This is a genomic window from Amycolatopsis sp. NPDC024027 (assembly GCF_040638975.1).
Taxonomy (GTDB): Bacteria; Actinomycetota; Actinomycetes; order Mycobacteriales; family Pseudonocardiaceae; genus Amycolatopsis.
The window spans coordinates 318718-344766 of record NZ_JBEZYY010000002.1 but is presented as its reverse complement, the minus strand read 5'-3'; the positions used below and the strand labels follow the sequence as shown (position 1 = coordinate 344766).

Here is a 26049-nt window from a genome sequence, read left to right as displayed (position 1 = left end):
GGTGGCGATCCGCGAACTGGACAGCACGCCCAGCCTGGCCACGCTGTACCCGAAGGCGCTGCTCGGCGGCGTCCTGCGCAAGCCGTCCGGGGATTCGCTGCCGGACACCGAGCTGGTCCGCACGGGCGTCGTCGTCGACCCGGCGCACCTCGCCGCGTACAACACGGTGTGCGGCTTCCGGCTGAGCGACGAGCTGCCGGCGACGTACCCGCACATGCTGGCGTTCCCGCTGCAGATGGCGCTGATGACCGAGCCGGGTTTCCCGTTCCCGCTCCTCGGCATGGTGCACGTGGCCAACCGGATCACCCAGCACCGCGCGCTGCGGGTGGCCGAGCCGCTGACCGTGCGCGTGCGGGCGGAGAACCTGCGTCCGCACGAGAAGGGCCGTCAGTTCGATGTCGTCAGCGAAGCCTGGACCGGGGAGGACCTGGTTTGGCGCGACGTCAGCACCTACCTGCGGCGCGGCTCGGCTTCGGGCCCGTCCGGGCGCCGCGAGCAGCTGGCCCCGCCGACCCCGGACGCGATCTGGCGCGTCCCGGGCGACATCGGGCGGCGTTACGCGGAGGTCTCGGGCGACCGCAACCCGATCCACCTGCACCCGCTGACGGCCCGCCTGTTCGGCTTCCCGCGCGCGATCGCGCACGGGATGTGGACGAAGGCCCACGCGCTGGCCGCGTTCGAAGGCCGGCTGCCGGAGGCGTTCACGGTCGACGTCCGCTTCAAGCAGCCGGTGCTCCTGCCGGCCAAGGCGGGCTTCACGTCGTGGGCTACTTCGGAGGGCTGGGCGTTCGAGCTGTGGAGCGGATCGAAGCCGCACCTGGAAGGCGCGATCAGCTCACTCTGACGGCTTCCAGACCGCGCCCTCGATGAGGTCGTTGAAGCCCAGCCAGACGAGGTTCATCAGCCAGGAGGCCAGAACGCCGTCGGAGATGTCGGGGTGGTCGAGGGCCCAGTCGGCCAGCGACTCGGCCGCCCCGACCAGCGCCGCGGACAGGCCTTCGCCGGAGAACTCGGCCTGCTCGCCGACGCCCTTGCGGGTGCCGGCGGACACCACGAGCGCGGCGACCAGCTGGATCGCGCGCACCCGCATGTCGGTGACCTCCGCGGCGAACGCGCCGCCGACGGTCAGCGCCTGGCGGTGCAGGACCGTCCACGACTCGCGGTACTCGGCGACGAACCGGTAGAAGGACCGCAGGCCGTGCCAGAGCTGCATGTCCGGCGGCAGGTCGGGCTGCACGCCGGCCTGGATGGCCTCGAGCAGGCGCGTCGCCTCGCGGCGGATGCACGCGCCGAAGAGGTCTTCCTTCGAGCCGAGATAGGTGTAGATCATCGGCTTCGAGACACCGGCGACGTCGGAGATCTCGTCCATCGACGCGGCGTGGTAGCCGTGGCGCGAGAAGACCTGGACGGCCGCGTCCAGGATCTGCCGCTCGCGCACCGCACGCGGCAGCCGCCTGGCCCGTTCGGGCGGACGCTGATCTTCCTCTGACACGCTGGACCTCCTCGTTGCTGCCCGGAGACGCTACCGGTCGTTGCCACGCGCGGGTGATTTCGGCACGCTTGCCCGCCTACCTACTGGTGGGTAGTATTACTCTTGGGTAACTCGAGAGGGGTGACCATGGCCGAAAACGCCGGGATGACCAGCGCTGATCGGATCGCGGACCTCCGCGGGCCGGCGCTGCTCGAAGCACTGGAGCGGCTCGACCCGCTGGGCCCGGAGGCCCACGCCCTCGACGTCAACGAGCTCGACCTCAACCCCGGCAACCTCCGCAAGGATGACTTCCGGCGGCTCCTGAACGCCCTGCTGAGGCTGGCCGAGCGCGCCCCGGCGTTCGACCTGAGCAAGGTCGAGCCGGCCCGCTTCGCGTCCCTGGTGGCATCGGCGTCGCGCGCGCAGCTGGAGAGCGTCGTCGCCGACCGGCCGCTGCGAGAGCGCGTGCTGGACGAGATCTTCGCCCGCATGGGCGCGCACATCAGGTCCGATCGGGCCCGCGACCTGCAGGCAGTGGTCCACTGGCGCCTGTCGGGCGGAGCGGGCGAAGGCGGCTTCGACCGCTACGAGACGGCGATCTCCCACGGCTCCTGCACGGTGAGCCGCGAGATGCACGCCACCCCGCGGGTCACGATCACCATCGCCCCGGCCGACTTCTTCCGGCTCATCACCCACCAGGCGACCCCGGCGGTGTTGTTCGTCACGGGACGGATAAAGGTCAAAGGTGACCTGGCCTTCGCGGCCGGGTTGATCGGTTTCTTCGACTTACCGCACCCCGTATAGTCCGCGCGTGCCCCGAAACGCGAAATGGCGCCGCCCCCGCACCCTTCGCGGTGGCCACGTGGTGAACGCGTTCGCGGAGAAGCTGGTTCTCGGCCGCTTGACGCCCGAGCAGTTCACCCAGGTCCTGGAAACCCTGCACATGCTGGGCGAAGCGGGCGCGGGCATCGAGCTGAGCTCCCTGTCGACGGACGTCCTGGTGGACGTGGTCCGCCGCGCATCCCGCGACCAGCTGAAGGCGATCGCGGACCACCCGGAGCTGCGTGCGGTGTTTTTGGACGAGATATTCCGCCGCATGTCGGAACACTTCTCGCCAACCCGAGCCCGGCACGTGGATTTCGTGGTTTCGTGGCGCTTTTCGGAGGGAACAGGAGAGGACGGCTACGACCGTTTCCAGACAGTGATCGAGGACGGCGTGTGCGTTTCTTCGACGGACTTGTCCCGCACTCCCGACACCACGATCACCTTGTCGGTGGACGACTTCATCAGGATGGCCACCGGCAACGCAGCGGTAGCGGCGATGTTCGTGACAGGCCGGGTGAAGGTGAAGGGCGAGTACGCCCCGGCGGTCCGGTTCTCCAGCTACTTCGACATCCCTAAGCCGACTGGGGACTAGCTGTCACCGTTTTCGGCTACTCTCGCCTTCGGCTGTAGGCGAGTGCTTACAAGGGGTGCATGCCTCAGTTGAGGTGTGCGGCTTCCAGGCCTGTTTGCCGACTATCCGAAGGCCCACCGGTGGGGACCCGAAGGTACGTGGTGAACGGCTGTCGACTGAAGCGTGGGCAAGGAGCTCGATACCGCGAAGCTGTAAGAAAACCTGCAACGGGGTCGACGGACTACTGAAGGACGCCTGACACCCGGCGGCGTTCCCGGACCGCCGTGATGACGCGGTCGGTAGCGACCTCGACAGACTCGTGTTCCCAGATCCGGACGGCGAGCCACCCGGCGTCATCGAGCCTCGCGTCCGTGTCGGCGTCCCGCCTGCGGTTCGTCTCGATCTTCTCGCGCCAGAATTCCGCGTTGTTCTTCGGCCATGTCGCATGCTCCGGACAGCCGTGCCAGAAGCATCCGTCCACGAAGACCGCCACGCGGGCGGGGCCGAACACGAGGTCTGCCTCGCGACGTACGCCTTTGACCGGTCGGCGGTGCACCCGGTAGCGAAAGCCTGCGCTGTGCAAGGCCTTGCGCAGCGCCATCTCGATCCCGGTGTTCCGGGATTTCTGCTTGCTCATCCGGATACGCACGGCTGAAGTGGTGTTCAAACGCTCCACGCGCACATTCTGGCAAGGTTTCGTGCCCTCGGCCGATCGTGGCTAGTTCTCCACGATCCGACCTTCGATCACCGTCGGCTGCTCCCGCCGCGGCTCCTCCGAAGCCACGACCTCGCTGTCCACCACCATCACCGGCCCCCGCCGCTGGTTCGCGAACCGCACGGCCCGCTTCTCCATCCGCTTCAACCACAGCCGCCGAGCCACCACTCGCGAAGGCGGCAGGATCAACAGCAACCCCAGCACGTCGCTCACGAAACCCGGGACCAGGATCAGCACACCACCGAGCCCGACCAGCATCCCGTCGGTGAGTTCCTTCTCCGCCGGGCGCCCCGAGCGGGCCGCCGACGTGAACGCCCTCATCGCCTTGCCGCCCTCGCGGCGGGCCAGCCAGGAGCCCAGGAACGCGCCGGCCAGCAGGAGGCCGAGCGTGCCCAGCACGCCGACGGCCGAACCCACCGCCCAGATCGCGGCGATCTCGGCGAAGACGTAAAGCAGGAACGCGACAGCCATACCTCGTACAACGAACGACCTGTCCGATTTGCTCCCGGCCCCGCCTGATCAGCGCAGCAACGCCGCAACCATCGACCGCAGACCCTCCGCCAGGCGGTCCGTCTCGCCCGTCCGCAAAAACCGCAGCATCAGGTCGCTGTGCAACGAGCCCAGCAGCAAGTGCGCCGTCAAGTCCGCGTCCAGCGAAGGGGCCGCCGAAGCGATCAAGCCTGACACGTGTGCGTGCCACGACACGTAGATCGGGCTGCTCAGGCGGTCCGTCGAGGCCTGCTCGAACGCCGCCATCACCTTCACGTTGCGGGTGGCCAGCTCGACCACCGCGTCGAAGAAGGCCGCCAGGCGCTCTGCCGCGGGGGCGCCCGGGCCCAGTGGGGGCGGGCCCGACGAAACCGCGTCGGACAGCGCCTGGACCCGGGACTCCACCAGTGCGCGCATCAGGCCCTCGCGGTTTCCGAACCGGTGGAACACCGTTCCCTTGCCGACGCCGGCCGCCGCCGCGACGCGGTCCATCGACACCTCGGCGAGGTCGTGGGACGCCAGCAACTCCTCCGCCGCGCGGAGGATCGCCTGGCGGTTGCGGGCCGCGTCGGCACGCTCCATAAAGACTCCCTCGACAAGTTGACCGTCGGTCCATATAGTAGGCGACCGTAAGTTGACCGTTGGTCCAGTTAGGGGTGGCAGATGCGTGCGGTGGTTCAGTACGGCACGGGTGGTCCGGACGTGCTCAAGGTCGAGGACCGGCCCGAACCGACGCGGAAGTCCGGCGAAGTGCTGGTGCGGACCGAGGCGATCGGGGTGCCGTTCTACGAGACGCAGCTGCGGTCCGGGCTGATCCCGGCCGGGTCGGCGCCGGGGGTCTTCGGGCACGAGGCCGCCGGGATCGTTGTCGAGGCCGACGATCCGAGCCTGCACGGCAAGAGGGTCGTCACCATGTCCTTCACCGGTGGCGCGTACGCCGAAGTCGTCGCCGCGAGCCAGTACACGCTCGTGCCCGACACGATCACGCCCGAGCAGGCGGTCGCCGCTGCCGTTCCGGCCTCTGTGGCGCTGGCCTTGATGAACGCCGCGGACGTCAAGGCGGGCGAGACCGTGCTGGTCGAAGCCGCGTCCGGGGCGATCGGTGGTTACCTGGCCAGGCTGGCCGGGCAAAAGGGTGCCCACGTAGTCGAAACCTCCGGCAACGGAAAGGCCGACATCGACCACAACGACCCGGACTGGCGGCAGAAGCTGCCCGACGGCATCGACGTCGTCTTCGAGTCGATCGGCGGCCCGCGCGCCGCCGAGCTCCTCGCGAAACTCGCGCCGCACGGCCGGATCCTCGCCTACGGCCTGCTCAGCGGCGAATTCCCGACGTTCCCGGTCGCCGGCCTCGTCGCGCGCGGGATCACCCTGATCGGCTTCGGCGGTCCGGACGCCTACGGGAAGCGGGTCGCGGCCGTCCGCGCCGAGGCACTCGGCCTCGTCGCGGACGGCACGCTGACCCCCGTGCTCGACCGGACCTATCCCCTCGCGGACGTCGCCGCCGCGCACGCGCGCGTCGAGAGCCGCGAAGGCGCCGGCAAGGTCGTGCTCGTCCCTTAGCTCGGCACCTCGTCCAGGTACGCCTGGGCCTGCAGGGTGAACAAATCCGCGTACCCCGCCTTGGCCGCCATCAGCTCCTCGTGCGTGCCGTACTCCGCCACCTTTCCGTGGTCCAGCAACAGAATCCGCTCGGCCTGCCGAACCGTCGAGAACCGGTGCGAGATGTAGAGCGTCGTCCGGCCTTCGGACAGCTCACGCAGGCGTGCGAACAAGTCGTGCTCGGCCTGGGCGTCCAACGCCGACGTCGGCTCGTCGAGGATCAACAGCGGCGCCTCCCGCTGGAACGCCCTGGCCAGCGCGATCTTCTGCCACTCCCCACCAGACAACGAAACACCCTGGTCGAACCACCTCCCCAACGGGCTGTCGTAGCCGGACGGCAGCCGCTCGATGCGCTCGTCCGCTCCGGCACGGCGGGCCGAGTCCTCGATGTGCGGACGATCTTCCAGCCGCGAAAGGTCGCCCAAGCCGATGTTCTCCGCTGCCGTTCCCTGATACGTCACGTAGTCCTGGAACATCGCGCTGATCCTTTGGCGCAGCTCGTCCGGGTCGTATTCGCGGATGTCGACGCCGTCGAGCAGGATGCGGCCGTTCGTCGGGTCGTACAGCCGGCAGAGGAGCTTGAACAGCGTCGACTTGCCCGCGCCGTTGCGGCCCACCACCGCCACCGTTTCGCCCGGGCGGATCTCGAAGCTCACGTCCTCCAGCGCCGGCTCTTCCGAACCGGGGTAGGCGAAGGTGACCGAGTCGAACTCGATGTGTCCGTCCACTTCGGACGGGAAGGGGCGCGGCGAGGAGGGCGCCGTGATCTCCGGCTTCGTGTCCAGGAACCGGTAGAGCGTGTCCAGGTACAGGTTGTTCTCGTACATCCCCGAAAAGGCCGTGAACAGCCCGGACACCGACGTCTGCACGGACGTCGCCGCGGCCGTGTACAGCGCCAGGTCACCCAGCGTCAGCCGGCCGCCGACCGCCTCCAGGGCGATGTACAGCGCGATCGCCGAGCCCGCGAACGTGCTCAGCAGTCCCCAGGACGTCGAACTGAGGTTGCGGTTGATCGTCAGCTTCCGCTGCCGCTCGTACGAGACGACGCCGAGCCGGCGGAACCGGTCGACGAAGTACGGGCCGAGCCCGAACAGCTTCGTCTCCTTGGCGTAGGTGTCCGTGGTGACCAGCGACGACAGGTAGTCCATCCGCCGCTTGATCGGCGACATCAGGAACGTCAGCCAGAACGCGCGCGAGCCGTACTTGGACTGCGAGATGAACGCCGGGATCGGCGCCACCAGCGCCACCAGGGCGAGCAGCGGGCTGATCGAAACGAGCAGCGCGACCATGCTGCCGAACGTGATCAGCGTCCGCACGAGCCCCAGCGCGGAGTTCATCATCGACAGCGGCCGCGTCGGGGCTTCCTGCGCGGCCTGGCGCAGCATGTCGTACGACGTGGACCCCTCGAAGTACGCGAGGTGCAGTTCGCTCGCGTGCGCCATCACCTGGTGGCGGATGGTCAGCGTCATCCGTTCCTGCAGCAGCGACTGCGCGATCGACGTCAGCGCGCTGCTGATCGCGGTCGCGGCGAGCACGGCGAACTGGAACAGCGCGACGTTCACGATGTCGGCCGTGGTCCCCTTGCCCTGGATCGCCGCGACGACGGCGTCGAGCAGCAGCTTCGCGATGTACGCGGTCACCGTCGGCAGGAGCCCGGACAGCAGCGTGATCAGCGCCAGGAGGATCGTCAGGACGGGACTCGCCTGCCACGTCAGCTTCACGACCTTCGGCAGGCCGCGAACCGTGCCCGCGACGGACGTCTTCGCGCGCTTGAGCCGCGAGCGGAGGTCCTTCGGCTGGTCCTCCGGTTCGGGTTCGGGGATCTCGACCGGCCCGGTCAGCCCGCTTTCCGGGACCGTCGTCGCGTGCCGCCGTCTTCCTCGCCGAGCCAGCATGAACTCCATGCCGCCCCCACCGCCCGGAATCACTGAGCCTCCACGGCGCCGTGCAGGAAGACGTCGACCACCTGGCGCGTGGTGGGCGCGTCGTCGTCCGCGGCCATCGGGCGGCCGCCGAAGAGCAGGGCCAGGAAGAGCGAGGCGAGCTGCTCAGGTGGCAGCCGCAGCCGGTCCTTCTCGGGGGTGAACAGATCGACCATGGCCCCGCGCATGACGGCCATCGACTCGCGGCGGCTGCCCTTCCAGGTGCCACGCCGGTCCTTGAGGCGCTGTTCGGGGTCGCGCTGCTTGTGCCGTCCGGACGCGTGCAGGGCGCCCATCAGCGCGCCCATCCGCTCGAGGTGCGCGCTGAGCGCTTCGGCGGCCTCGACGAGCCGGTCTTTCAGGGGCTGGTCCAGGGGGATGTCGGCGATGGCGTCGAGTACGTGGTCGGGCCGCAGCGCCTCGGCGGTGCAGGCGTCGAAGAGCTCGTCCTTGTCCTTGAACGCGCGGAAGATGGTGCCTTCGCCGATGCCGGCGGCTCGGGCGATCTGGCTGGTGGTCACTCCTGTGCCGTGCTCCATCAGGAGCGGCAGCACCGCGTGCACGATCATGGCGCGCCGGGCTTCGACGCTCATGCCCGGCGCTCTTCGCCGGGTTTCGGGTGCTGGTGTCATGCGTCCAGTGTGCGGAGTGAGTGCTCACTCCGTCAAGCGAGTATGCCGAGGGCGAAACAGTGAGGGCCGCCCCGGCGCACCGGGACGGCCCTCTACCTGCGCGAACTCAGTAAGTCATCGCCATCGCCGGGTCGGCCAGGAGGGCGCCGACGTCGGCGAGGAACTCCGAGCCCTGCTGGCCGTCGACCACGCGGTGGTCGAAGCTCAGCGACAGCTGGAGGACCTTGCGGACCTTGATCTCGCCGTCCACCACCCACGGCTGGTCCTTGATCGCGCCGAGGCACAGGATCGCGGACTCGCCCGGGTTGATGATCGGCGTTCCGGTGTCGACGCCGAAGACGCCCACGTTGGTGATCGTGATCGTGCCGTTCGCCATGTCCGCCGGGGACGTCTTGCCCTCGCGGGCGACGTCCGTCAAGACAGTCAGCGCCTGCGCCAGCTCCTTCAGGGACATCGAGTCGGCGTCGCGGACCTTCGGCACGATCAGGCCGCGCGGCGTCGCCGCGGCGATCCCGAGGTGCACGTAGTCCTTGTAGACGATCTCCTGCGCCTGCTCGTCCCAGACCGCGTTGATGTCCGGAGTGCGCTTCGCCGCCAGGCACACGGCCTTCGCCGCGAACGTCAGCGGCGTGACCTTGACCCCGGCGAACTCGCGCGACTTCTTCAGCTTCTCGCGGAACTCCATCATCGGCGTGACGTCGATGGTCAGGAACTCCGTGACGTGCGGAGCGGTGTACGCGCTCTGCACCATCGCCGCCGCGGTCATCTTGCGGACACCCTTGATCGGCACGCGCCGCTCGCGGGTGGTGGGGTCGTAACCGGACTCCACAGTGGACACAGCGGCCGCCGGAGCCGAGCCGTTGGCCGCCCGCTCGACGTCCTCGCGGGTGATCACGCCACCGTCGGCGCTACCGGTCAGCGCGTGCAGGTCGACGCCGAGGTCCTTGGCCAGCTTCCGCACCGGCGGCTTCGCCAGCGGGACGTATCCGCCGCGAGGAGCCGCCACGGGAGCCGCGACCGGGACCGGAGCAGGCGCCGGAGGAGCGGCGACGGCGACTGCCGGAGCGGGTTCCGCACCCTTGCGGGCCCGCCGCTGCGTGACCACGGCCTTGGAGCCGTAGCCGACCAGCGGCTTCATCTCTTCTTCTTCAGCAGGAGCGGCAGCCGGAGCCGGCGCCGCGACGGGCGCGGCGGCACCACCCGGGTCGACGTCGATGGTGAGGATCGGCGTGCCGACCTCCACCGTCTGGCCCGGCTCGACGTGCAGCTCCGTGACGACCCCGGCCCACGGGATCGGCAGTTCGACGGCGGCCTTCGCGGTCTCGATCTCGACCACGATCTGGTTCACCGTCACGGTGTCACCCGGCTTCACGTGCCAGGACAGGATGTCGGCTTCGGTCAGCCCCTCCGCCGTGTCGGCCAAGGGGAATTGTTTGTACGTGGGCATGGCGCGGATGTCCCCCTTACCAGGCGAGCGAGCGGTCGACGGCGTGCAGCACCCGGTCCAGGTCGGGGAGGTAGTGCTCCTCGAGCTTGGCCGGCGGGTACGGCGTGTCGAACCCGGTTACCCGGAGGACGGGCGCTTCCAGCGAGTAGAAGCACTCCTGCTGGACGCGCGCGGCGATCTCCGACGTCAGCGACGACTCCGACGGCGCCTCCGAGAGCGCGATCAGCCGTCCGGTCTTGCGCACCGACTCGAACACCGGCCCGAGGTCCAGCGGCGAGAGCGTGCGCAGGTCGATGACCTCGAGCGACTTGCCTTCGTCCTCGGCCGCGGCGGCCGCGTCGAGGGCGACCTTCACCGACGGGCCGTACGCGACGACCGTCGCCGTGGTGCCTTCGCGCACGACCTGCGACGAGAAGCACGAGACCGCCGTCCCCGTGACGTCGATTTCGGCCCGCAGCGCACCCGAGTGGTACAGCCGCTTCGGCTCGAAGAACAGCACCGGGTCGTCGGACTTGATCGCCTGCTGGATGCCCCAGTAGGCGTCGACGGCGTTGGAGATGGACACGACCTTGAGGCCGGGGATGTGCGCGAACAGCGACTCGGGCGACTCCGAGTGGTGCTCGACCGCGCCGATCCCGCCGCCGAACGGCACCCGGATCACGACCGGCATCTTGATCTTGCCCTGCGTCCGGTAGTGCAGCTTCGCCAGCTGCGAGGAGATCTGGTCGAAGCCGGGGAAGATGAAGCCCTCGAACTGGATCTCGCACACCGGCCGGAAGCCGCGCACGGCCAGGCCGACCGCGGTGCCGATGATGCCCGACTCCGCCAGCGGCGTGTCCAGCACGCGCTGCTCGCCGAAGTCCTTCTGCAGGCCGTCGGTGATCCGGAACACGCCGCCGAGCTTGCCGACGTCCTCACCCATGATCAGGACCTTCGGGTCTTCTTCCATCGCGCGGCGCAGGCCGAGGTTGAGCGCCTTGCCGATGGTGAGTTTCTGGAGGTCGGACATCAGTGCTCACCCGCCGATACGAAGCCGTCGAGGTAGGACAGGAACTCTTCGCGCTGCGCGTCCAGCACCGGGTTGCCCTCGGCGTAGACGTTGCTGAAGATCCGCTCCGGCGGTGGCTCCGGCATGTTGAACGTGTACTCGCGCAGGTCGGCGGCGAACGCGTCGGCGTCGGCCTGGACGCTGTCGAAGTAGTCGTGGTCGGCGTAGCCGTTGCGGGCCAGGTACGCGCGGACGCGCTCGATCGGGTCCTTGAGCTTCCACTCCTCCAGCTCGTCGGAGAGCCGGTAGCGGCTGGGGTCGTCGGTCGTCGTGTGCGCGTCCATCCGGTAGGTGAACGCCTCGATCAGCACCGGGCCGTTGCCGTGCCGGCACTCGTCGAGCGCCCAGCGGGACACCGCCAGGCAGGCCAGGACGTCGTTGCCGTCGACGCGGATGCCGGGGAAGCCGTAGCCGCGGGCGCGCTGGTACAGCGGCAGGCGCGACTGGCGCTCGGTCGGCTCGGAGATCGCCCACTGGTTGTTCTGGCAGAAGAACACCAGCGGCGCGTCGTAGACGGCGGCCCAGACGAATCCCTCGTGGACGTCACCCTGCGAAGTGGCGCCGTCGCCGAAGTAGCAGATCGTCGCTTCGCCGTCGTCGTCGCCGACCTTGCCCTCGAACTTCTGGCCCATCGCGTAACCGGCGGCGTTGAGCACCTGGTTGCCGATCACGATGGTGTACGGGTGGAAGCCGTGGCCCTGGTAGTCCCAGCCGCTGTGGTCGGTGCACCGGAAGATGCCCAGCAGGTCCTTCATGTCGACCCCGCGCGCGTACGCGACGCCGTGCTCGCGGTAGCTGGGGAACGCCATGTCGTTCGCCTTGAGGGCGCGGCCGGAGCCGATCTGCGCGGCCTCCTGGCCGAGCAGCGGGACCCAGATGCCGAGCTGGCCCTGGCGCTGCATGGCGTTCGCCTCGCGGTCGGCCCGCCGGACCAGCACCATGTCGCGGTACAGGCCGCGGAGTGCTTCGGCGTCGACGTCCTCGACGTACTTGTCGAACTGGGGCGAGGGAACCCGTTCGCCTTCGGGGGTGAGCAGCTGAGTCAGCTCAGCGCCACCTTCGCTGGTCGCTCGCAACCCGGCGATCACCTGTTCGGGGGAGGGCTGGGCCGCGACCGCGGCGGGGCCGTCTCCAGGCTCCGGGTGCGTCCACTGTTCGGACGGCATGCGCTGTACTCCTTGTGTCGGTGCCTCTGGCGGCCGCTTGTGGCGACCACAGCGACTGCACCGGCGGGGACCAGCGCATCGGGTCCGAAGCGCTCGGTCACCGTCGGCGTTGACGGTTCTCGCCGACATCCTGGCACGAAGGTCCACGCTTTGGTGAGTCACGGATACTGATTTGTTGCTGAGAAAGGGCCCCTGAACAGGGGAAACGCTAGGAAGCCCGAGCATCGGACCTACGAGAGTCGGGTGCCGGTCGCGGTGCTCACCAGGCGTGGCGTGCCCGGGTGATCGCGTGATCACCCGCGCCGGGGACGACGTTGTGATGTGCCGCACGCCGTCACCCCCGTGGCACGATGGGCCACGTGGAGCAGAAATCCGTGCGTGAATCCGTCGTGTCGTCGTGGACCAACGACGTCATCCCGAGTCTGTCCGGGCTGGTGGCGATCCCCGCCTTGTCCCCGGCCTTCGACGCCGAATGGGCGAAGAGCGGTCACCTCGCCGCCGCCGTCGAGCACGTCCGCGAGTGGATCGCCGGGCGCGATCTGCCCGGCGCGGCCCTCGAGGTCGTCCAGCTCGAAGACCGGACCCCGCTGTTGCTCGTCGACGTCCCGGCGACCCCGGGCGCGGCGGACAAGGGCACCGTCCTGATGTACGGCCACCTCGACAAGCAGCCCCCGGTGGGCGGCTGGTCCGAGGGCCTCGACCCGTGGACCCCGGTGATCCGCGACGGGCGGCTGTACGGCCGCGGGTCCGTCGACGACGGCTACTCCGGCTACTCGGCGACGACGGCGATCGAGGCCGTGCACGCGGCCGGCGGCGAACACGCCCGCGTCGTGCTGCTGCTGGAGACCGGCGAGGAGTCCGGCAGCCCGGACCTGCCCGCTTACGTCGAGCACCTGGCCGACCGCATCGGCTCCGTCTCGCTGGTGGTCTGCCTGGACGCCGGCGGCAGCGACTACGAGCGGTTGTGGCTGGTCACGAGCCTGCGTGGGATGCTGCACCTCGACGTCACGGTGCAGCTGCTGGGTTCGGCGCAGCACTCCGGCATCGCGAGCGGTGTCGTCGCGAGCTCGTTCCGGATCCTGCGGCACCTGATCGAACGCCTCGAGGACAGCGCGACCGGCGAGCTGCTGCTGGACGAGCTCAAGGTCGACGTCCCGGCGAACCGGCTCGCGGAGCTCAAGGCCGTCTCGCAGGACTTCCCGGACGCGCTGACGAAGGCGTTCCCGCTGGTCGCAGGCGGGCGCGTGATCACGGAGGACGCGCTGGAGCTGATGCTCAACAACGCGTGGCGCCCGACGCTGTCGGTGATCGGCGCCGACGGCTTCCCGAAGCCCGCCGACGCCGGGAACGTCCTGCGCGAGAGCACCACGCTGACGCTGAGCTTCCGCCTGCCGCCGACGGCCGACGCCGAGAAGGCGCTCGAAGCCGTGAAGCGCGTCCTGACCACCGAGGTCCCGTATGGCGCGAAGGTCACGCTCGGCTCTCCGCAGGCGGAGAGCGGCTGGAACGCGCCGACCGAGTCGCCGTGGCTGACGACGGCCCTGCGCACGGTCAGCGACGAGGTCTTCGGCCGTCCCCACCGCGCGACCGGCATGGGCGGCTCGATCCCGTTCATGGGCCTGCTCTCGCGGAAGTACCCGGACGCGCAGTTCCTGGTCACCGGCGCGTGCGGAGCCGACTCGAACATCCACGTGCCGGACGAGTGGCTGCACCTGGACTACGCGCAGCAGGTCACCGAGGCCGTCGCGCACATCCTGGACGCCCACGCCCGCGGCTAACCGCAGGCCTCGCGCAAGGTCGCGGCGGCTGTCTCCAAGTAGGCCGGGAACTCCTGTTTCCCGCCTTCGTCGATCCAGCGGTCGAAGGCGTCGCCGAAGACGATCGCCGCGACCTGCGCCGCCGGTTTCGCCAGCTCAGGCGGTGTTCCCCGGTGTTCCAGGGCGTCCTGGATCGCGGCCGTGATCGCCGCGCCCTTGCTCCGCTCGCGTTCGCGGAGTTCGGCGCTCGAAGCGATCACGGCCCGGCGTTCCGGCGACGGGTCGACGAACTGCGTGACCCGCGTACCGACCTCGGCCAGCGCGGCGAGGGCCGTGCGAAGCGGCGACTCCGCCTCTTCGGCGGCGAGGACGGCTTCGGCGACCGCGGGCGGTAGCTGCTCCGCGCCGGCGAAGAGGACTTCGCGCTTGTCGGGGAAGTAGCGGAAGTAGGAGCGGCGCGTGATCCCGGCGCGCTCGGCGATCTGCGTGATCGTCACGGCGTCGTACCCGTGCTCGGCGAAGAGCTCCAGCGCGGCTTTCCGCAGCCGGTCCGCGGTCCCGGGATCCCATCTGGCCACGCCTCAGCCTAGCTGACGTCTCAGTGTGTCATCACGTGCTAGGGTCAGTGACGACACACTGAGACATCACTGGAGGTCGACATGGAGATCTGGGTGCTCGGGGCGCTGGGCCGCACCGGTCGGGGCATCACCGCCGAGCTGACGGCGAACGGGCTGCCGGTCGTGCTCGTCGGGCGCAACCGGGAACGCCTGGAGGCGACCGGCTCGAAGTTCGTCGTCGCCGACGGCGTCGAGGCCATCGCGGCGGAGATCCGGCGGCAGCGGCCGGCGGTCGTCGTCAACACGATCGGCGAGTACGCCGCCACGGCCGAGACGATCGCGCGAGCTTGCCTGCCCGGTGGCCATTACGTCGACATGGCCGCGGACCTCGCCGCCGTTTCGCGGCTGCTCGACCTGCACGAGGAGGCCCTGGCCGGTGGTAGCACCTTCGTGACCGGCGCCGGCTTCGGCGTCCTGGCCACGGAATCCGTCGTGGCGAAGCTGTGCGAAGGACGCGACACCCCGAGCCGCGTGCGGGTCGACGCGCTGGCGTCCGTCGCCATCGAAGCAGGAGCCGTGGGGGTCGCGTTGGCCGCCAGCGTCGTGGACGGCCTCACCACGGCCAGGCCCGGCGCTGCCCCGAGGACCATCGCCCTGCCGGACGGCGAGTCGGTGAAGGCGGCGGGCCTTCCCACGGGTGAGCTGATCGCCGCCCGGCGCGCGTCCGGCGCGCCGGACGTCACGGTCACCTCCGCGCTGGCGCCGGCCGCTCCGGTGGTCCGGGCGCTCCTGCCCCTGCTCGGCCGGGTGGTGTCGATCCCGGTCGTGCGCCGGTTCGCGGTCCGGCGGCTGGCCCGGGTGACGACGAAGGCGGCCCCGCGTCCCCGCACGCACTCCTGGGGCCACGCCGTCGTCACCTGGGCGGACGGCACGACGCGCGAGGGCTGGCTCCGCGCCGGCGAGGGCATGGACTTCACGACGGCGGTCGTGGCCGAAGTCGCGGCCCGCCTGGCCCGCGGCGAGGGCAAACCGGGCGCGCACACCCCGGTGTCGGCCCTCGGCGCGGACGTCGCCGAAGCGGCGGGCGGGTCCTTCCTGCTCTAGGCGAGCCGGGTCAGCTGCACCGAGACGTCCAAAGTGGATTGACCGCCGCCGGTGAAGATGCCCTTCAACGGCGCCACATCGGCGTAGTCCCGGCCCATGGCCACCCACACGTGCCGCGGCCCGACCGGGATCGCGTTCGTCGGGTCGTAGGCCCACCACCCGCCGGTCCAGACGTCGACCCACGCGTGGGACTCGCCCTCGACCACCTCGCCGAGCTTCGCGTCCGGTTTCGTGTGCAGGTAGCCGGACACGTACCGGGCCGGGACGCCGATCGCCCGCAGCATCACCAGCGTCACGTGCGCGAAGTCCTGGCACACGCCTTCGCGGGCCTGCCAGGCGTCCGTCGCGGTCGAGTGGACGCCCGTGGTCCCCGGCTGGTACTTGAGCTGCTTGTTCACCCACTCGCACACCGCCAGCACCGCGTCCGCCGGGTCCAGGCCGCGGCGCAGCGCGCGGGCTTCACGCGCCAGGGCGAGGTCGCGCGGGGTGTAGTCGGTCGGGGTCAGGTACTCGGTGCGGTGGTCGATGACCGTCTCCGAGCGCAGGTCCTTCCACGCCGCCGTCCGGATCGGTTCCGCTTCGTCCGCCGTCTCGACCACCGAGGTCGCCAGCACGGTGAACTCCGTGTGCGGCGCGTGCAGGTCGAACGACGTCACGACCGTGCCCCAGTAGTCCGTGTACCGGTAGGCGCGGGTGGCCGGGGCCGTCTCGATGCGGGTCGCCACCGTCGTCTGGCGGCGGTCGTTGCGCGGCGTCAGCCGGGCCTCATTGTACGACTGCGTCGCCGGTGTCGCGTACCGGTACCCGGTCCGGTGCGCCACCCGCAGCTGCCACGTCACAGCGAAACCTCCGCGCCGCTCCACGCCACCCACGGCGACGTGCTGAAGTACTGCATCGACACCGCTTCGCCGATCTCCTTGATCGACGTCTGCAACGCACCGAGCCGCCGGGGCAGGTCGGTGAGCAGCTCCGACGGGCGGAGGAACTCCAGCTCGCTGCGGGCCCGGCCGAGCTCGCGCAGGGCCTCGGACTTCTCGTTGGTGCGCGCGCCGCCGCCCGGGTCGAGCCGCTGCAGGCACTCTTCGGCCTGCCGCAGCGCGTGGAACACCGAGCGCGGGAACAGCGTGTCCCGCAACAGGAACTGCACGACGCGGCCGGCGTCCAGCGCGCCCCGGTAGGTGCGCAGGTAGGTGTCCTGCGCGCCGGCCGAGCGCAGCACGGTGATCCAGCCCGGTGAGGACGCACGGTCCGCGACCCGGGACAGCAGCAGCCGCACCACCATGTCGGCGCGTTCGATCGAGCGGCCCAGCACCATGAACAGCCAGCCGTCGTCCCGGCTCATCGTCGAGTCGGCCAGCCCGGCGAACATCGCCGCACGCTCTTCGACGAAGGACAGGAACGCGTGCGGCCCGGCGCGCCGGGCGTAGCGCTGCCGGTCGGGCACCGCGTTCCACGTCGCGTTCAGGCATTCCCACAGCTCGGTCGAGACGACTTCACGGGCGCCGCGGGTGTTCTCGCGCGCCGAATTGATCGAGCCGACGATCGACGCGGGGTTGTCCTTCCCGTACGCGACCAGCTCGGTCAGCTTCCACACGTCCAGGGACTCCGTGCTCGCCGGGTCGATGCCCAGGACGGCCAGGAGCTGGCGGCTCGCGTGGTCCGGGTCGACGGTCGCGTCTTCCAGCAGCTGGTGGACCGAGACGTTGAGGATCCGGGAGGTGTCGTCGGCGCGTTCGACGTACCGGCCGATCCAGTACAGCGACTCCGCGTTGCGTGCCAGCACTTCGAACCTCCCTAGCTCTGTTGCTGCTGCTGTTGCTGCTGCTGGGACGTCGTGAGCTCCGGCCCCTGCTCGGTGACCAGTCCATCCACAGTGGACATCGCACCGAGTGCGGGCTGCTCCAGCTCGCGTTCGGCGGTGGACGCGCGGGACGCCAGCACCCAGGTGTCCTTCGAGCCACCGCCCTGCGAAGAGTTGACGACCAGGCTGCCCTCCGGCAGCGCCACCCGGGTCAGGCCGCCGGGGAGCACGAAGATTTCCTTGCCGTCGTTGACGGCGAACGGCCGCAGGTCGACGTGTCGTGGCGCGAGCCGGTCGGCCACCTTGGCCGGCACGGTCGAGAGCTGGACCACCGGCTGCGCGATCCAGCCGCGCCGGTGCGCGCGCACCTTGCGCCGCAGCGTGTCCAGCTCCTTCTTCGTCGCCTCCGGGCCGAACACGATCCCGTAGCCACCGGAGCCCTCGACCGGCTTCACGACGAGCTCGTCCATGTGGGCCATGACGTGGTCGAACTCGTCCGGCAGCCAGCAGCGGAAGGTGTCCACATTGGGCAGCAGGGGCTTCTCGTTCAGGTAGTACTTCACCATCTCCGGCACGTACGTGTAGACGAGCTTGTCGTCGCCGACGCCGTTGCCGATGGCGTTCGCCACGACGACGTTGCCCGCGCGGGCCGCGTTCTGGATGCCGGCGACGCCGAGCACGGAGTCCGGCCGGTAGTGCACCGGATCGAGGAACTCGTCGTCGATCCGCCGGTAGACGACGTCGACCTGGCGCTCCCCCTCGGTGGTCCGCAGGTAGACGACGTTGTCGCGGCAGAACATGTCACGGCCCTCGACGAGCTCGACGCCCATCAGCCGGGCCAGCAGCGAGTGCTCGAAGTACGCCGAGTTGTGGATGCCGGGGGTGAGCACGACGACCGTCGGGTCGGCGACGTTCGCCGCGGCCGCCGCGCGCAGGGCCCGGAGCAGGTGCGACGCGTAGTCGCCGACCGGTCGCACGCGGTGCTGGGCGAACAGGTCCGGGAACACCCGGGCCATCGTGCGCCGGTTCTCCATCACGTACGACACCCCGGACGGGTTGCGGAGGTTGTCCTCCAGCACGCGGAACGTGCCCTCTTCGTCACGCACGAGGTCCACACCGGACACGTGGATGCGCACGCCGTTGGGCGGGTTGATGCCGAACGCCTCGCGCTGGAAGTGCTCGCACGAGGTGATCAGCCGCCGCGGCAGCACGCCCTCGCGCAGGATCAGGCGGTCGCCGTAGATGTCGGCGAGGAACGCCTCGAGCGCGCGGACGCGCTGAGCCACGCCACGCTCGAGCTTCGTCCACTCGGCCGCCTGGATCACCCGCGGCACCAGGTCCAGCGGGAACGGCCGCTCCTGCCCGGACAGTGAGAACGTGATGCCCTGGTCGACCATCGCCCGGTCCAGCGCGAGCGACCGCGAGTTGAGGTCGTGCGCGTCGAGGGCCGCGATCGATTCGTACAGCGCCCGGTACGGGCCGCGGACCGTGCCGTCGGCGGCGAACATCTCGTCGTACGCGCCGGCGTGCGGCCGCGCCGGCGAGAGGTATCCCTCGAACCGGTCTCCCGGACGGGTGATCCGGCTGGTCGCCGTCGTCCTCGCGCGTCGACCGGACGGGGGCAGCCGCGGCGGGGTGGCGTTCATGGTCGACATCCTTACTCACGCCACGGGGTGGGCGCGATACCCGCGGTGCGACGCGCGCCGTCGTAAACATCGCCGTAACTTCACAGTGCTGTGCTTTGGTATGGATGAGTGGCAATATGCGTGCTCTCACGAACTGAGAACTACGAGGAGTGACGACGTGGCCCGAGGAACCCAGCTCAAGGCGATCGCCCTGCTGCCTGCGTTCGCCCTGGTCGGCTTGACCGTGGCGTGCGGAGCGGGAGGGAGTGGCGCGGGCGACGTCAAGCCCAGCAGCTCAGCCGCCGCCCCGGGCGCCGGCGGTGACTTGGGCGCGGTCGCCAAGGACGACAAGCTGGCGGCCATGGTCCCGGATGCGGTCAAGACGGACGGCAAGATCCTGGTCGGCCAGGACCAGAGCTACCCGCCGAACGAGTTCCAGGACGAGAGCGGCAAGGTCACCGGCTTCGACGTGGACCTCGGCACCGCGATCGGGCAGAAGCTCGGCCTGAAGATGGAGTTCCAGAACGCCGCCTTCGACGGGATCATCCCGGGCATCCAGGCCGGCAAGTACGAGCTCGCGATGTCGTCGTTCAGCGTCAACGCCGAACGGCTCCAGATCGTCGACATGGTCAGCTACTACAAGGCGGGGACGTCGCTCGGCGTGCTGAAGGGCAACCCCGACAAGCTGAACGTCGACGACCTGTGCGGCAAGAAGATGGGCGTGCAGAAGGGCACCACGCAGGTCGACGACCTGCAGACCCGGTCGCAGAAGTGCACCTCGGCGGGCAAGCCGGCGATCGACGTCACCCAGCTGCAGGCCCAGACCGACGTGAACCTCGCGCTCACCGCGAAGCGGGTGCAGGGCGAGCTGGCCGACTCCCCGGTCGTCGACTACGCGGTCAAGCAGACGAACGGGCAGCTGGAGGTCGTCGGTGAGCCGTACGACACGGCGCCCTACGGCATCATCCTGAAGCAGAACAGCGGCGACTACGGCAAGGCGGTCCAGGCGGCGGTCCAGGCTCTGATCGACGACGGCACCTACAAGAAGATCCTCGACAAGTGGGGTCTGTCCGGGGCCGGCGCGGTCACCAAGTCGGAACTCAACCCGGCGGCTTCCTGAGCCGGGCAGAGAGGGCTCAGCGAGTGTCCAGTTCTTCCGACGCGCCTCCCGATGAGCGGGAGGCCGTCGACACCAAGCCCATCAAGGCCGTCCCGGTGCGCCACTACGGGCGCTGGGTGGCCGGGGTGGTCGTCCTCTTCGTCGCCTTCATCGTCGTTCGCAGCATCGTCACGAACGACAACTTCGGCTGGCCCACCGTCTGGGACTACATGTTCAACGACCGCGTGCTGCGCGGTCTGCAGAACACCCTGATCCTGACCGTGATCTCGATGCTCATCGGCATCGTGGGCGGGGTCCTGCTGGCGGTCATGCGGCTGTCTCCGAACCCGCTGACCAAGGGCGCCGCCGGCATCTACATCTGGTTGTTCCGCGGTACCCCGCTGATCACGCAGCTGGTGTTCTGGAACTTCCTCGCGTTCGCCTACCCGCGGCTCGGCCTCGGGATCCCCTTCGGACCCGAGTTCGTTTCGTGGGACACGAACACGCTGATCAACCAGTTCACGGCGTCGCTGCTCGGCCTCGGGCTCAACGAGGCCGCGTACATGGCGGAGATCGTGCGCGGCGGGATCCAGTCGATCGACAGCGGTCAGCTGGAGGCGGCGTCCGCGCTCGGCATGAAGCGGACGACCACGCTGCGGCGCATCGTGCTGCCGCAGGCGATGCGGGTGATCGTGCCGCCCACCGGCAACGAGACGATCGCGATGCTGAAGACCACGTCACTGGTGGTCACGATCGGCTACTACGAGCTGATGGTCGCGGTCCAGACCATCTACGCGCAGAACTTCAAGACGATCCCGCTGCTGCTCACCGCGGTGATCTGGTACCTGTTCATGACGTCGATCCTGACCGCCATCCAGATCCAGATCGAGAAGTACTTCGCCCGGGGTACCTCGCGGGCCGTCACCCCGCGGACCGGACTGGGCAGCCGGTTGTTCGGCCGGGGTGGAGGGAACGTCACATGACCCCCGTGGTTTCCGCGCAGAAGATCCACAAGAGCTTCGGCAGCGTCGACGTCCTCAAGGGCATCGACCTCGAGGTGCACGAGCGGGAGGTGCTCTGCCTGATCGGGCCGTCCGGCTCGGGCAAGTCGACGCTGCTGCGCTGCATCAACCACCTCGAAAAGATCGACGCCGGCCGGCTCTACGTCGACGGCGTGCTCGTCGGCTACAAGCAGCGCGGCGACAAGCTGCACGAGCTGCGGGAGAACGAGGTCGCGTTCCAGCGCAAGGACATCGGCATGGTGTTCCAGCGCTTCAACCTCTTTCCGCACATGACGGCGCTCGAAAACATCATGGAAGCGCCGATCCAGGTCCGGCGCGAGCCGAAGGCCCAGGTGCGGGAGCGCGCGCTGGAGCTGCTGGACCGCGTCGGCCTCGCCGACAAGGCGAAGAGCTACCCCGCGCAGCTGTCCGGCGGGCAGCAGCAGCGGGTCGCGATCGCCCGGGCGCTGGCGATGCAGCCGAAGCTGATGCTGTTCGACGAGCCGACGTCCGCGCTGGACCCGGAGCTCGTCGGCGACGTCCTGGGCGTGATGAAGCAGCTCGCCAAGGACGGCATGACCATGGTCGTCGTCACGCACGAGATGCAGTTCGCGCGCGAGGTGGCCGACAAGGTCCTGTTCATGGACGGCGGGGTCGTCGTCGAGGCGGGACCGCCCGAGCAGGTCATCGGGAGCCCGCGCGAGGAGCGGACCAAGTCGTTTCTCGCCCGGGTGCTGAACCCCAACGCCTGAGGGATGTGGGCGGCGGAAACGGTGTTCCGGCACCGTTTCCGCCGTTTCTTCGCTACCTTGATGGCGGGGTGAGGGAGGGGGAGCCCGCATGTCGACCGAAAGTGCGCTGCCGCCGCTCGACCCCTTCGCGGGCATCCCGGACCGCCGCTACGAGGTCAAGGCCTCCGAACTGCTGAAACCCGGCAACGCGGGCCTGATGCGCTGGCGGCGTCAGGCCACGAACGCCCCGATCGTCTACGTCGAGGACGCCTACATCACCGGGACGCTGGACCTGCGCGCCGCGGACCTGAAGTACCTGTTCCGGTTCGAGCGCTGCCGGTTCGAGCAGCCGCCGGACGTGCGCGAGGCGAACCTGCTCGGGCTCGTGTTCCGCAAGTGCTGGCTGCCCGGGCTCAAGGCCCGCAACATGCGCAGCCGCAACGACGTCCGGCTGATCCGCAGCGTCGTGCAGGTCGACGGCGACCGGCGGGAGATCGAAGAGACGACCGTGCAGCGCGGCGACGACCGCGAACGCGGCATGCCGAACGCCGCGGTCAACCTGACCGACGCGGTGATCGAGGGCTCGATGGTGCTCACCCGCACCGTCATCTCCCACCCGCACGGCAAGGCCATCCAGGCCGACCGGCTCGTGCTGACCGGCGCGCTGCTGGCCTACCGGATGGTCGCGAACGGCGAAGTCCGGCTCCCCGGCGTGCGGACCGGCGGTAACGTGAACTTCTCGGGCGCCACGCTGAACAACCCGGACGGTTTCGCGCTCAACGGCAACGGCCTGCACATCGGCGGCAGCCTGCTCTGCGAAGTCGACAACTACGGGCCGGCCAGCCAGCGCAAGCGGTTCTCCGCCACCGGGATCATGTACCTGCCGAGCGCCACCGTGGACAGCGACATCTCGCTGCGCGAGGCCAAGCTGACGGTGTCCCAGCACGGCCCGATCGCCGTCGACGCGTGGAAGTCCAACGACCCGTACATCGACCCCCGGCCGGCGCTGGTCGCCGACCGGATGCGCGTCGACGGCAACGTCGAGCTGTCGGACGGCCTGCAGGCCCTGGGCACGCTGCGCATGGTGAACGCCCGGATCGGCGGCTCGCTGCGGCTGGCCGGCGCCGAGATCCGGGTCGAGCGCGGCAAGACGGTGCCGTACTACGACCGTGCGCTGCACCTGGACGGCACCGAGATCGGCGGCGACATCGAGGCGACGAGCCTGCGCGTCCCGGCGGGGCAGCTGCGCCTGGCCGACGTCACCGTCGGCGGCAACTTCCTGGCCTGGAACTCGATGTTCCGCCACCCCGGCCGCGACGTGTTCTCCGCCCGGCGGTCGAAGATCGCGGGCAACTTCCAGCTCACCGACGCCACCATCCACGGCACGCTGCGCCTGCAGGGTGTGGACGTCGGCGGCAGCATCAACCTCGCGGGCACCCGGCTCACGGATCCGGGCCGCCGCGCGACCAGCAGTTATTCCCTCGACGTCCGCACCGGCCGGGTCGGCCGCGACCTGACGCTCCGGGACAACAACGGCCGCCCGTTCGTGGCCGAAGGCGGCGTCAACCTCGACGGCGCCCAGGTCGCCCGGCGCGTGGACCTGCGCGGTTCCCAGCTCGGTTCGCTACCACCGTTCGGCGTGGCCCTCGACGCGGGCGACGTCGCCTCGGACGAGTTCATCCTGACCCCGAGCAGCCCCCCGACGGGCCGGATCGTCCTGCGCCGAGCCCACTGCGGAACGCTGAGCGACAACAACCAGTTCTGGGCGGCCTCCGACGGCATCGAGCTGGAGGACTTCCGCTACGACGCGCTCAAGAAGGGCATCCCCCTCGACGACGACAAGACCCTGGACGAGCGCATCGAGCTGTTGCGCAGCGCGATGCGCGGGTATCGGCCGGGCCCGTACGACCAGCTGGCACACATGCTCCGCGCGGCGGGAAACGAAGAGCACGCCTCGACGGTGGCCCTGCGCAAGCAGCAGTTCCGCTACGAGGCGCTGGCCCGCGGCTTCAAGTTCTTCGGCCCGGGAGTGCGGCTCTGGAGCTGGCTCCAGCGCTCGATGGTCGGCTACGGCTACCGCCCGGTCCGCGCGCTCGGCTGGCTCTTCACGCTCCTGGTCCTGGGCAGCCTGTGGTTCGGTCTGGGCTCGGACGACTGCGTGCACGACCGCACGGGCCGCTACGTCGCCAGCGGGCCCCGCTGCGTGGTGAACCAGCAGGACACCGGGCTGCAGTGGAACCCGGTGATCTACACGGCGGACCTGCTGGTCCCGATCGTCGACTTCGGCAACAAGTCCAAGTGGTACATGCACGACACGGACAAGTGGGTGGCGGCGGGCTTCACGGCCTCGGGCTGGATCCTGGCGACCACCGTGGCGGCCGGCGTGAGCCGCATGCTGCGCCGGGAGAACTGAGCCGGGGCCCGCCAAGGACCCCCAACCAGCCTCCGCCCCACCCTCCCCAGTGGTCCGGCAAAGCCGCGGCCCGGTCGATCTTGAGCGGGTCGCTGGCCTGCGTGGTTACCTGGCTCGGGTGCCTGATCCACGCCAACGTCGTGGTGTGGTGGCACTCGCTGGTGTCGATCCTGACGATCGCGGCGTCGGCGGTGGCCGCGGGAGCGCTGTCGATCGTGGACGGAGTCCGCCTGGACGCCACGATCAGCGCATGGATCCGCCGGCAGGTGAGCGGGCAGGGCGCACCGGAGGTGATCGCGGTGGACGGCAAGTCCGTGCGTGGCACATTCGCCCGCACCGGCGGGGCCGCATCGAGCAACGCATCAACGAAGTCCTCCCCCGCCCCCATGATCGCGGGTTCCCCGCCGCGGCAAGGGTTTTCGCCGTCACCCGCTCCCGCACCGACCGTGCCGGCAGGAAACGCGAAACCCGCACCGTCCACGGCGTCACCAACCTCACCAGCGCACACGGCGACCCCACCGGCATCGCCGCCCACCTACGCGGCCACCGGGACATCGAGAACCGGCTGGTCCGCGCCGTCACCTATAACGACGACGCCTCCCGCGTCCGCACCCACCGCGCACCACCGGCCACACCACCATCGCCGCAGCTCGAGGGAGTTCCCGCGCAGCCAGGTGGCGGCCGGCGTCGGCCGCATGCTGCGCCGGGAAAACTGAGCCCGGGCCCGCCAAGGACCCCCAACCAGCCCCCACCCTCTCCGGGGGGCGTCCCCAGGTCCAGTCTATCGGCGAGGTCCGACAATCCGGCCCGCAGAAGCGTTCTCAGCCGAAGCTGTCCACATCACCCTTCCGGCATCCACAGGCCGTTCCCTAACGCCGGTCTCTGACATACCCTCGGTATGTACCCTCAGTGTGGAGGTCCCCTTGAACGCTCCGAACGCCACCGGCCGGATCGAGATCGATGCAGCTCCCGAGACCGTGTACTCGCTGGTCAGCGACCCCGGGCAGCTGGCGGGCCTCGCCGAGGAGTACGCCGGGCACCGGTGGGTCGGCACCGACCGCGAACCCGCCGTCGGCGCCAGGTTCCGCGGGCGCAACCGGCGCGGGCTCCGGCGGTGGAGCACCCTGTCCACCATCACCGACGCCGAGCCCGGTTCGGCTTCGAGGTCACCTCGGTCGCCGGGCTGCCCGTCGCGCGCTGGCAGTACGACTTCGAACCCGCTCGGGACGGCTGCGTCGTCGTCGAAAGCATGTGGGAGCGGCGGGCGGCGTGGTTCAAGGTCGCGACCTCGACCGTCACCGGGGTCTGGGACCGGGAACGGGCCAACGCCGCCAACATCGCCGCCACCCTGGCTCGGCTGAAGCGCGCCGCCGAAGCTAGTCGATGAAGCGGGACCAGAACGGTATGTAGCGGGGGCCGTCCGGTGGGGCCGTGCTGATGCCGCCCGTCGCGAACTCGCGGTGCAGGTAATCCCGCAGGTCACTGCCGTAGACGATGATGTCCGTCTGGTACACCGACAGCACCGGGTAACCCACCGTGCCCGCCAGGCCGGGCAGGTACCGGTGCCCGCACACCGGCACCAGCTGCGGCACGTCGGCCAGGCGCCGCCGGGCTTCGCGGACCGCGTCCTCCGGGCCGACCGGGCGCGTGCCCCAGTCCGGCAGCCAGAACCCGTTGTGCTCGACGTCGTACAGCACGCCGTCCACCGGCCATGCCAAACGTTTGCGCAGCTGCTCGGCGTTGCCGCAGCGCCAATCCGGCCAGCGGTCGCCGATCGGGACGCCGGCGGCCAGGAACGTGCGGTGGTCCGCGGCGAAGCGGAAGCCGAACCGGCGCTCGACGTCGTCGAGCTCGGCTTCGCTCAGCCCGGGACGCACGGGTTCCCGGAGGTTCTCCTGCAGGTGCCGCGCCTCCTCCGGAGTGAGGGCGCCGGCCGGCTGGACGGGGGTCATGACCCGAGCCTAAGCGGCGGCTCACCCGCCCGCGCCTCCTTTTTCGCGCTGACCAGGGGACCCACGTCCGGGTGAGTTTGTTCTCTCATCAGGGCGGACCGCGGAACAGAGCGTGAGGGCG

25 protein-coding genes and 1 pseudogene are annotated in these 26049 nt (G+C 69.8%); 12 read left to right on the top strand and 14 right to left on the bottom strand.

What is annotated here, in order from left to right:
* Position 1 precedes the first annotated feature (1 nt).
* Positions 2-844, top strand: a complete 843-nt coding sequence (locus tag AB0F52_RS06515; RefSeq protein WP_360165244.1) for a MaoC/PaaZ C-terminal domain-containing protein — start codon at positions 2-4, stop codon at positions 842-844.
* On the opposite strand, the gene AB0F52_RS06510 is transcribed toward AB0F52_RS06515, so the two are convergent.
* The gene (locus AB0F52_RS06510; protein ID WP_103340895.1) at positions 836-1492 is read right to left on the bottom strand and encodes a TetR/AcrR family transcriptional regulator; all 657 of its coding nucleotides are present in this window, start codon (positions 1490-1492) and stop codon (positions 836-838) included. The two genes, AB0F52_RS06515 and AB0F52_RS06510, sit on opposite strands and share 9 nt — an antisense overlap.
* Positions 1493-1618: 126 nt before the next feature.
* On the opposite strand from AB0F52_RS06510, the gene AB0F52_RS06505 reads away from it, so the two are divergent.
* A complete protein-coding gene (locus AB0F52_RS06505; protein ID WP_360165240.1) occupies positions 1619-2275 on the top strand; it encodes an SCP2 sterol-binding domain-containing protein in 657 nt (218 codons plus the stop codon).
* 61 nt (positions 2276-2336) lie between these two features.
* Positions 2337-2888, top strand: coding sequence for an SCP2 sterol-binding domain-containing protein (locus AB0F52_RS06500; protein ID WP_360165237.1), 552 nt, complete (start codon positions 2337-2339; stop codon positions 2886-2888).
* A 220-nt stretch (positions 2889-3108) separates the two neighbouring features.
* On the opposite strand, the gene AB0F52_RS06495 is transcribed toward AB0F52_RS06500, so the two are convergent.
* From AB0F52_RS06495 to AB0F52_RS06485, 3 genes are all read right to left on the bottom strand, one after another.
* The gene (locus tag AB0F52_RS06495) at positions 3109-3504 is read right to left on the bottom strand and encodes a very short patch repair endonuclease (RefSeq protein WP_360166587.1); all 396 of its coding nucleotides are present in this window, start codon (positions 3502-3504) and stop codon (positions 3109-3111) included.
* Between the two features lie 81 nt (positions 3505-3585).
* Positions 3586-4053 (bottom strand): FxsA family protein, encoded by a 468-nt coding sequence (locus AB0F52_RS06490; protein ID WP_360165234.1) that lies wholly within the window; start codon positions 4051-4053, stop codon positions 3586-3588.
* 48 nt (positions 4054-4101) lie between these two features.
* On the bottom strand, positions 4102-4653 hold the full coding sequence (locus tag AB0F52_RS06485; RefSeq protein WP_360165231.1) for a helix-turn-helix domain-containing protein: 552 nt from the start codon (positions 4651-4653) through the stop codon (positions 4102-4104).
* A gap of 81 nt (positions 4654-4734) precedes the next feature.
* On the opposite strand from AB0F52_RS06485, the gene AB0F52_RS06480 reads away from it, so the two are divergent.
* Positions 4735-5634, top strand: coding sequence for a zinc-binding dehydrogenase (locus AB0F52_RS06480; protein ID WP_360165228.1), 900 nt, complete (start codon positions 4735-4737; stop codon positions 5632-5634).
* Here the strand turns inward: AB0F52_RS06480 and AB0F52_RS06475 are convergent.
* The 5 genes from AB0F52_RS06475 to pdhA all read right to left on the bottom strand — a co-directional run bounded on the left by AB0F52_RS06475 (position 5631) and on the right by pdhA (position 11888).
* The gene (locus AB0F52_RS06475) at positions 5631-7577 is read right to left on the bottom strand and encodes an ABC transporter ATP-binding protein (RefSeq protein WP_360165225.1); all 1947 of its coding nucleotides are present in this window, start codon (positions 7575-7577) and stop codon (positions 5631-5633) included. The genes AB0F52_RS06480 and AB0F52_RS06475 overlap by 4 nt on opposite strands.
* A 20-nt stretch (positions 7578-7597) precedes the next feature.
* A complete protein-coding gene (locus tag AB0F52_RS06470) occupies positions 7598-8188 on the bottom strand; it encodes a TetR family transcriptional regulator (protein ID WP_360165222.1) in 591 nt (196 codons plus the stop codon).
* A 145-nt stretch (positions 8189-8333) separates the two neighbouring features.
* A complete protein-coding gene (locus tag AB0F52_RS06465; RefSeq protein ID WP_360165219.1) occupies positions 8334-9674 on the bottom strand; it encodes a dihydrolipoamide acetyltransferase family protein in 1341 nt (446 codons plus the stop codon).
* 16 nt (positions 9675-9690) lie between these two features.
* Positions 9691-10683 carry an alpha-ketoacid dehydrogenase subunit beta gene (locus tag AB0F52_RS06460; RefSeq protein WP_360165216.1) on the bottom strand — a complete coding sequence of 331 codons (993 nt, stop codon included), beginning with the start codon at positions 10681-10683 and terminating at the stop codon, positions 9691-9693.
* The gene (gene pdhA / locus AB0F52_RS06455) at positions 10683-11888 is read right to left on the bottom strand and encodes a pyruvate dehydrogenase (acetyl-transferring) E1 component subunit alpha (protein ID WP_360165213.1); all 1206 of its coding nucleotides are present in this window, start codon (positions 11886-11888) and stop codon (positions 10683-10685) included. Before pdhA ends, AB0F52_RS06460 begins: the two co-directional genes overlap by 1 nt.
* A 359-nt stretch (positions 11889-12247) precedes the next feature.
* Here pdhA and AB0F52_RS06450 point away from each other — a divergent pair, with 359 nt between their 5' ends.
* Positions 12248-13666, top strand: coding sequence for a M20/M25/M40 family metallo-hydrolase (locus tag AB0F52_RS06450; RefSeq protein WP_360165210.1), 1419 nt, complete (start codon positions 12248-12250; stop codon positions 13664-13666).
* On the opposite strand, the gene AB0F52_RS06445 is transcribed toward AB0F52_RS06450, so the two are convergent.
* Positions 13663-14223 carry a helix-turn-helix domain-containing protein gene (locus AB0F52_RS06445; RefSeq protein ID WP_360165207.1) on the bottom strand — a complete coding sequence of 187 codons (561 nt, stop codon included), beginning with the start codon at positions 14221-14223 and terminating at the stop codon, positions 13663-13665. The two genes, AB0F52_RS06450 and AB0F52_RS06445, sit on opposite strands and share 4 nt — an antisense overlap.
* 81 nt (positions 14224-14304) lie before the next feature.
* Here AB0F52_RS06445 and AB0F52_RS06440 point away from each other — a divergent pair, with 81 nt between their 5' ends.
* On the top strand, positions 14305-15306 hold the full coding sequence (locus AB0F52_RS06440; RefSeq protein ID WP_360165204.1) for a hypothetical protein: 1002 nt from the start codon (positions 14305-14307) through the stop codon (positions 15304-15306).
* Here the strand turns inward: AB0F52_RS06440 and AB0F52_RS06435 are convergent.
* From AB0F52_RS06435 to AB0F52_RS06425, 3 genes are read right to left on the bottom strand one after another with little or no spacing between them, the layout of a single operon-like run.
* Positions 15303-16145 (bottom strand): transglutaminase family protein, encoded by an 843-nt coding sequence (locus AB0F52_RS06435; protein ID WP_360165201.1) that lies wholly within the window; start codon positions 16143-16145, stop codon positions 15303-15305. The two genes, AB0F52_RS06440 and AB0F52_RS06435, sit on opposite strands and share 4 nt — an antisense overlap.
* On the bottom strand, positions 16142-17089 hold the full coding sequence (locus AB0F52_RS06430; protein WP_103338057.1) for an alpha-E domain-containing protein: 948 nt from the start codon (positions 17087-17089) through the stop codon (positions 16142-16144). The genes AB0F52_RS06435 and AB0F52_RS06430 overlap by 4 nt, the downstream gene beginning before the upstream one ends.
* Before the next feature lie 11 nt (positions 17090-17100).
* On the bottom strand, positions 17101-18762 hold the full coding sequence (locus tag AB0F52_RS06425; protein WP_360165197.1) for a circularly permuted type 2 ATP-grasp protein: 1662 nt from the start codon (positions 18760-18762) through the stop codon (positions 17101-17103).
* Positions 18763-18910: 148 nt separating this feature from the next.
* On the opposite strand from AB0F52_RS06425, the gene AB0F52_RS06420 reads away from it, so the two are divergent.
* The 6 genes and pseudogenes from AB0F52_RS06420 (at position 18911) to AB0F52_RS06395 (ending at position 25363) form a co-directional block, all read left to right on the top strand.
* Positions 18911-19852: an ABC transporter substrate-binding protein gene (locus AB0F52_RS06420; RefSeq protein ID WP_360165194.1), complete on the top strand. Its 942-nt coding sequence runs from the start codon at positions 18911-18913 to the stop codon at positions 19850-19852.
* A 23-nt stretch (positions 19853-19875) separates the two neighbouring features.
* Positions 19876-20814 (top strand): amino acid ABC transporter permease, encoded by a 939-nt coding sequence (locus tag AB0F52_RS06415; protein WP_360165191.1) that lies wholly within the window; start codon positions 19876-19878, stop codon positions 20812-20814.
* Positions 20811-21584: an amino acid ABC transporter ATP-binding protein gene (locus AB0F52_RS06410; RefSeq protein WP_360165188.1), complete on the top strand. Its 774-nt coding sequence runs from the start codon at positions 20811-20813 to the stop codon at positions 21582-21584. The genes AB0F52_RS06415 and AB0F52_RS06410 overlap by 4 nt, the downstream gene beginning before the upstream one ends.
* An 88-nt stretch (positions 21585-21672) precedes the next feature.
* On the top strand, positions 21673-23976 hold the full coding sequence (locus AB0F52_RS06405; protein WP_360165185.1) for an oxidoreductase: 2304 nt from the start codon (positions 21673-21675) through the stop codon (positions 23974-23976).
* A 101-nt stretch (positions 23977-24077) separates the two neighbouring features.
* Positions 24078-24692, top strand: coding sequence for a hypothetical protein (locus AB0F52_RS06400; RefSeq protein WP_360165182.1), 615 nt, complete (start codon positions 24078-24080; stop codon positions 24690-24692).
* A 207-nt stretch (positions 24693-24899) separates the two neighbouring features.
* Positions 24900-25363: pseudogene (locus AB0F52_RS06395) on the top strand (SRPBCC family protein).
* On the opposite strand, the gene AB0F52_RS06390 reads toward AB0F52_RS06395, so the two are convergent.
* Positions 25353-25928 (bottom strand): hypothetical protein, encoded by a 576-nt coding sequence (locus AB0F52_RS06390; protein WP_360165179.1) that lies wholly within the window; start codon positions 25926-25928, stop codon positions 25353-25355. The pseudogene AB0F52_RS06395 and the gene AB0F52_RS06390 sit on opposite strands and share 11 nt — an antisense overlap.
* Positions 25929-26049: the final 121 nt, after the last annotated feature.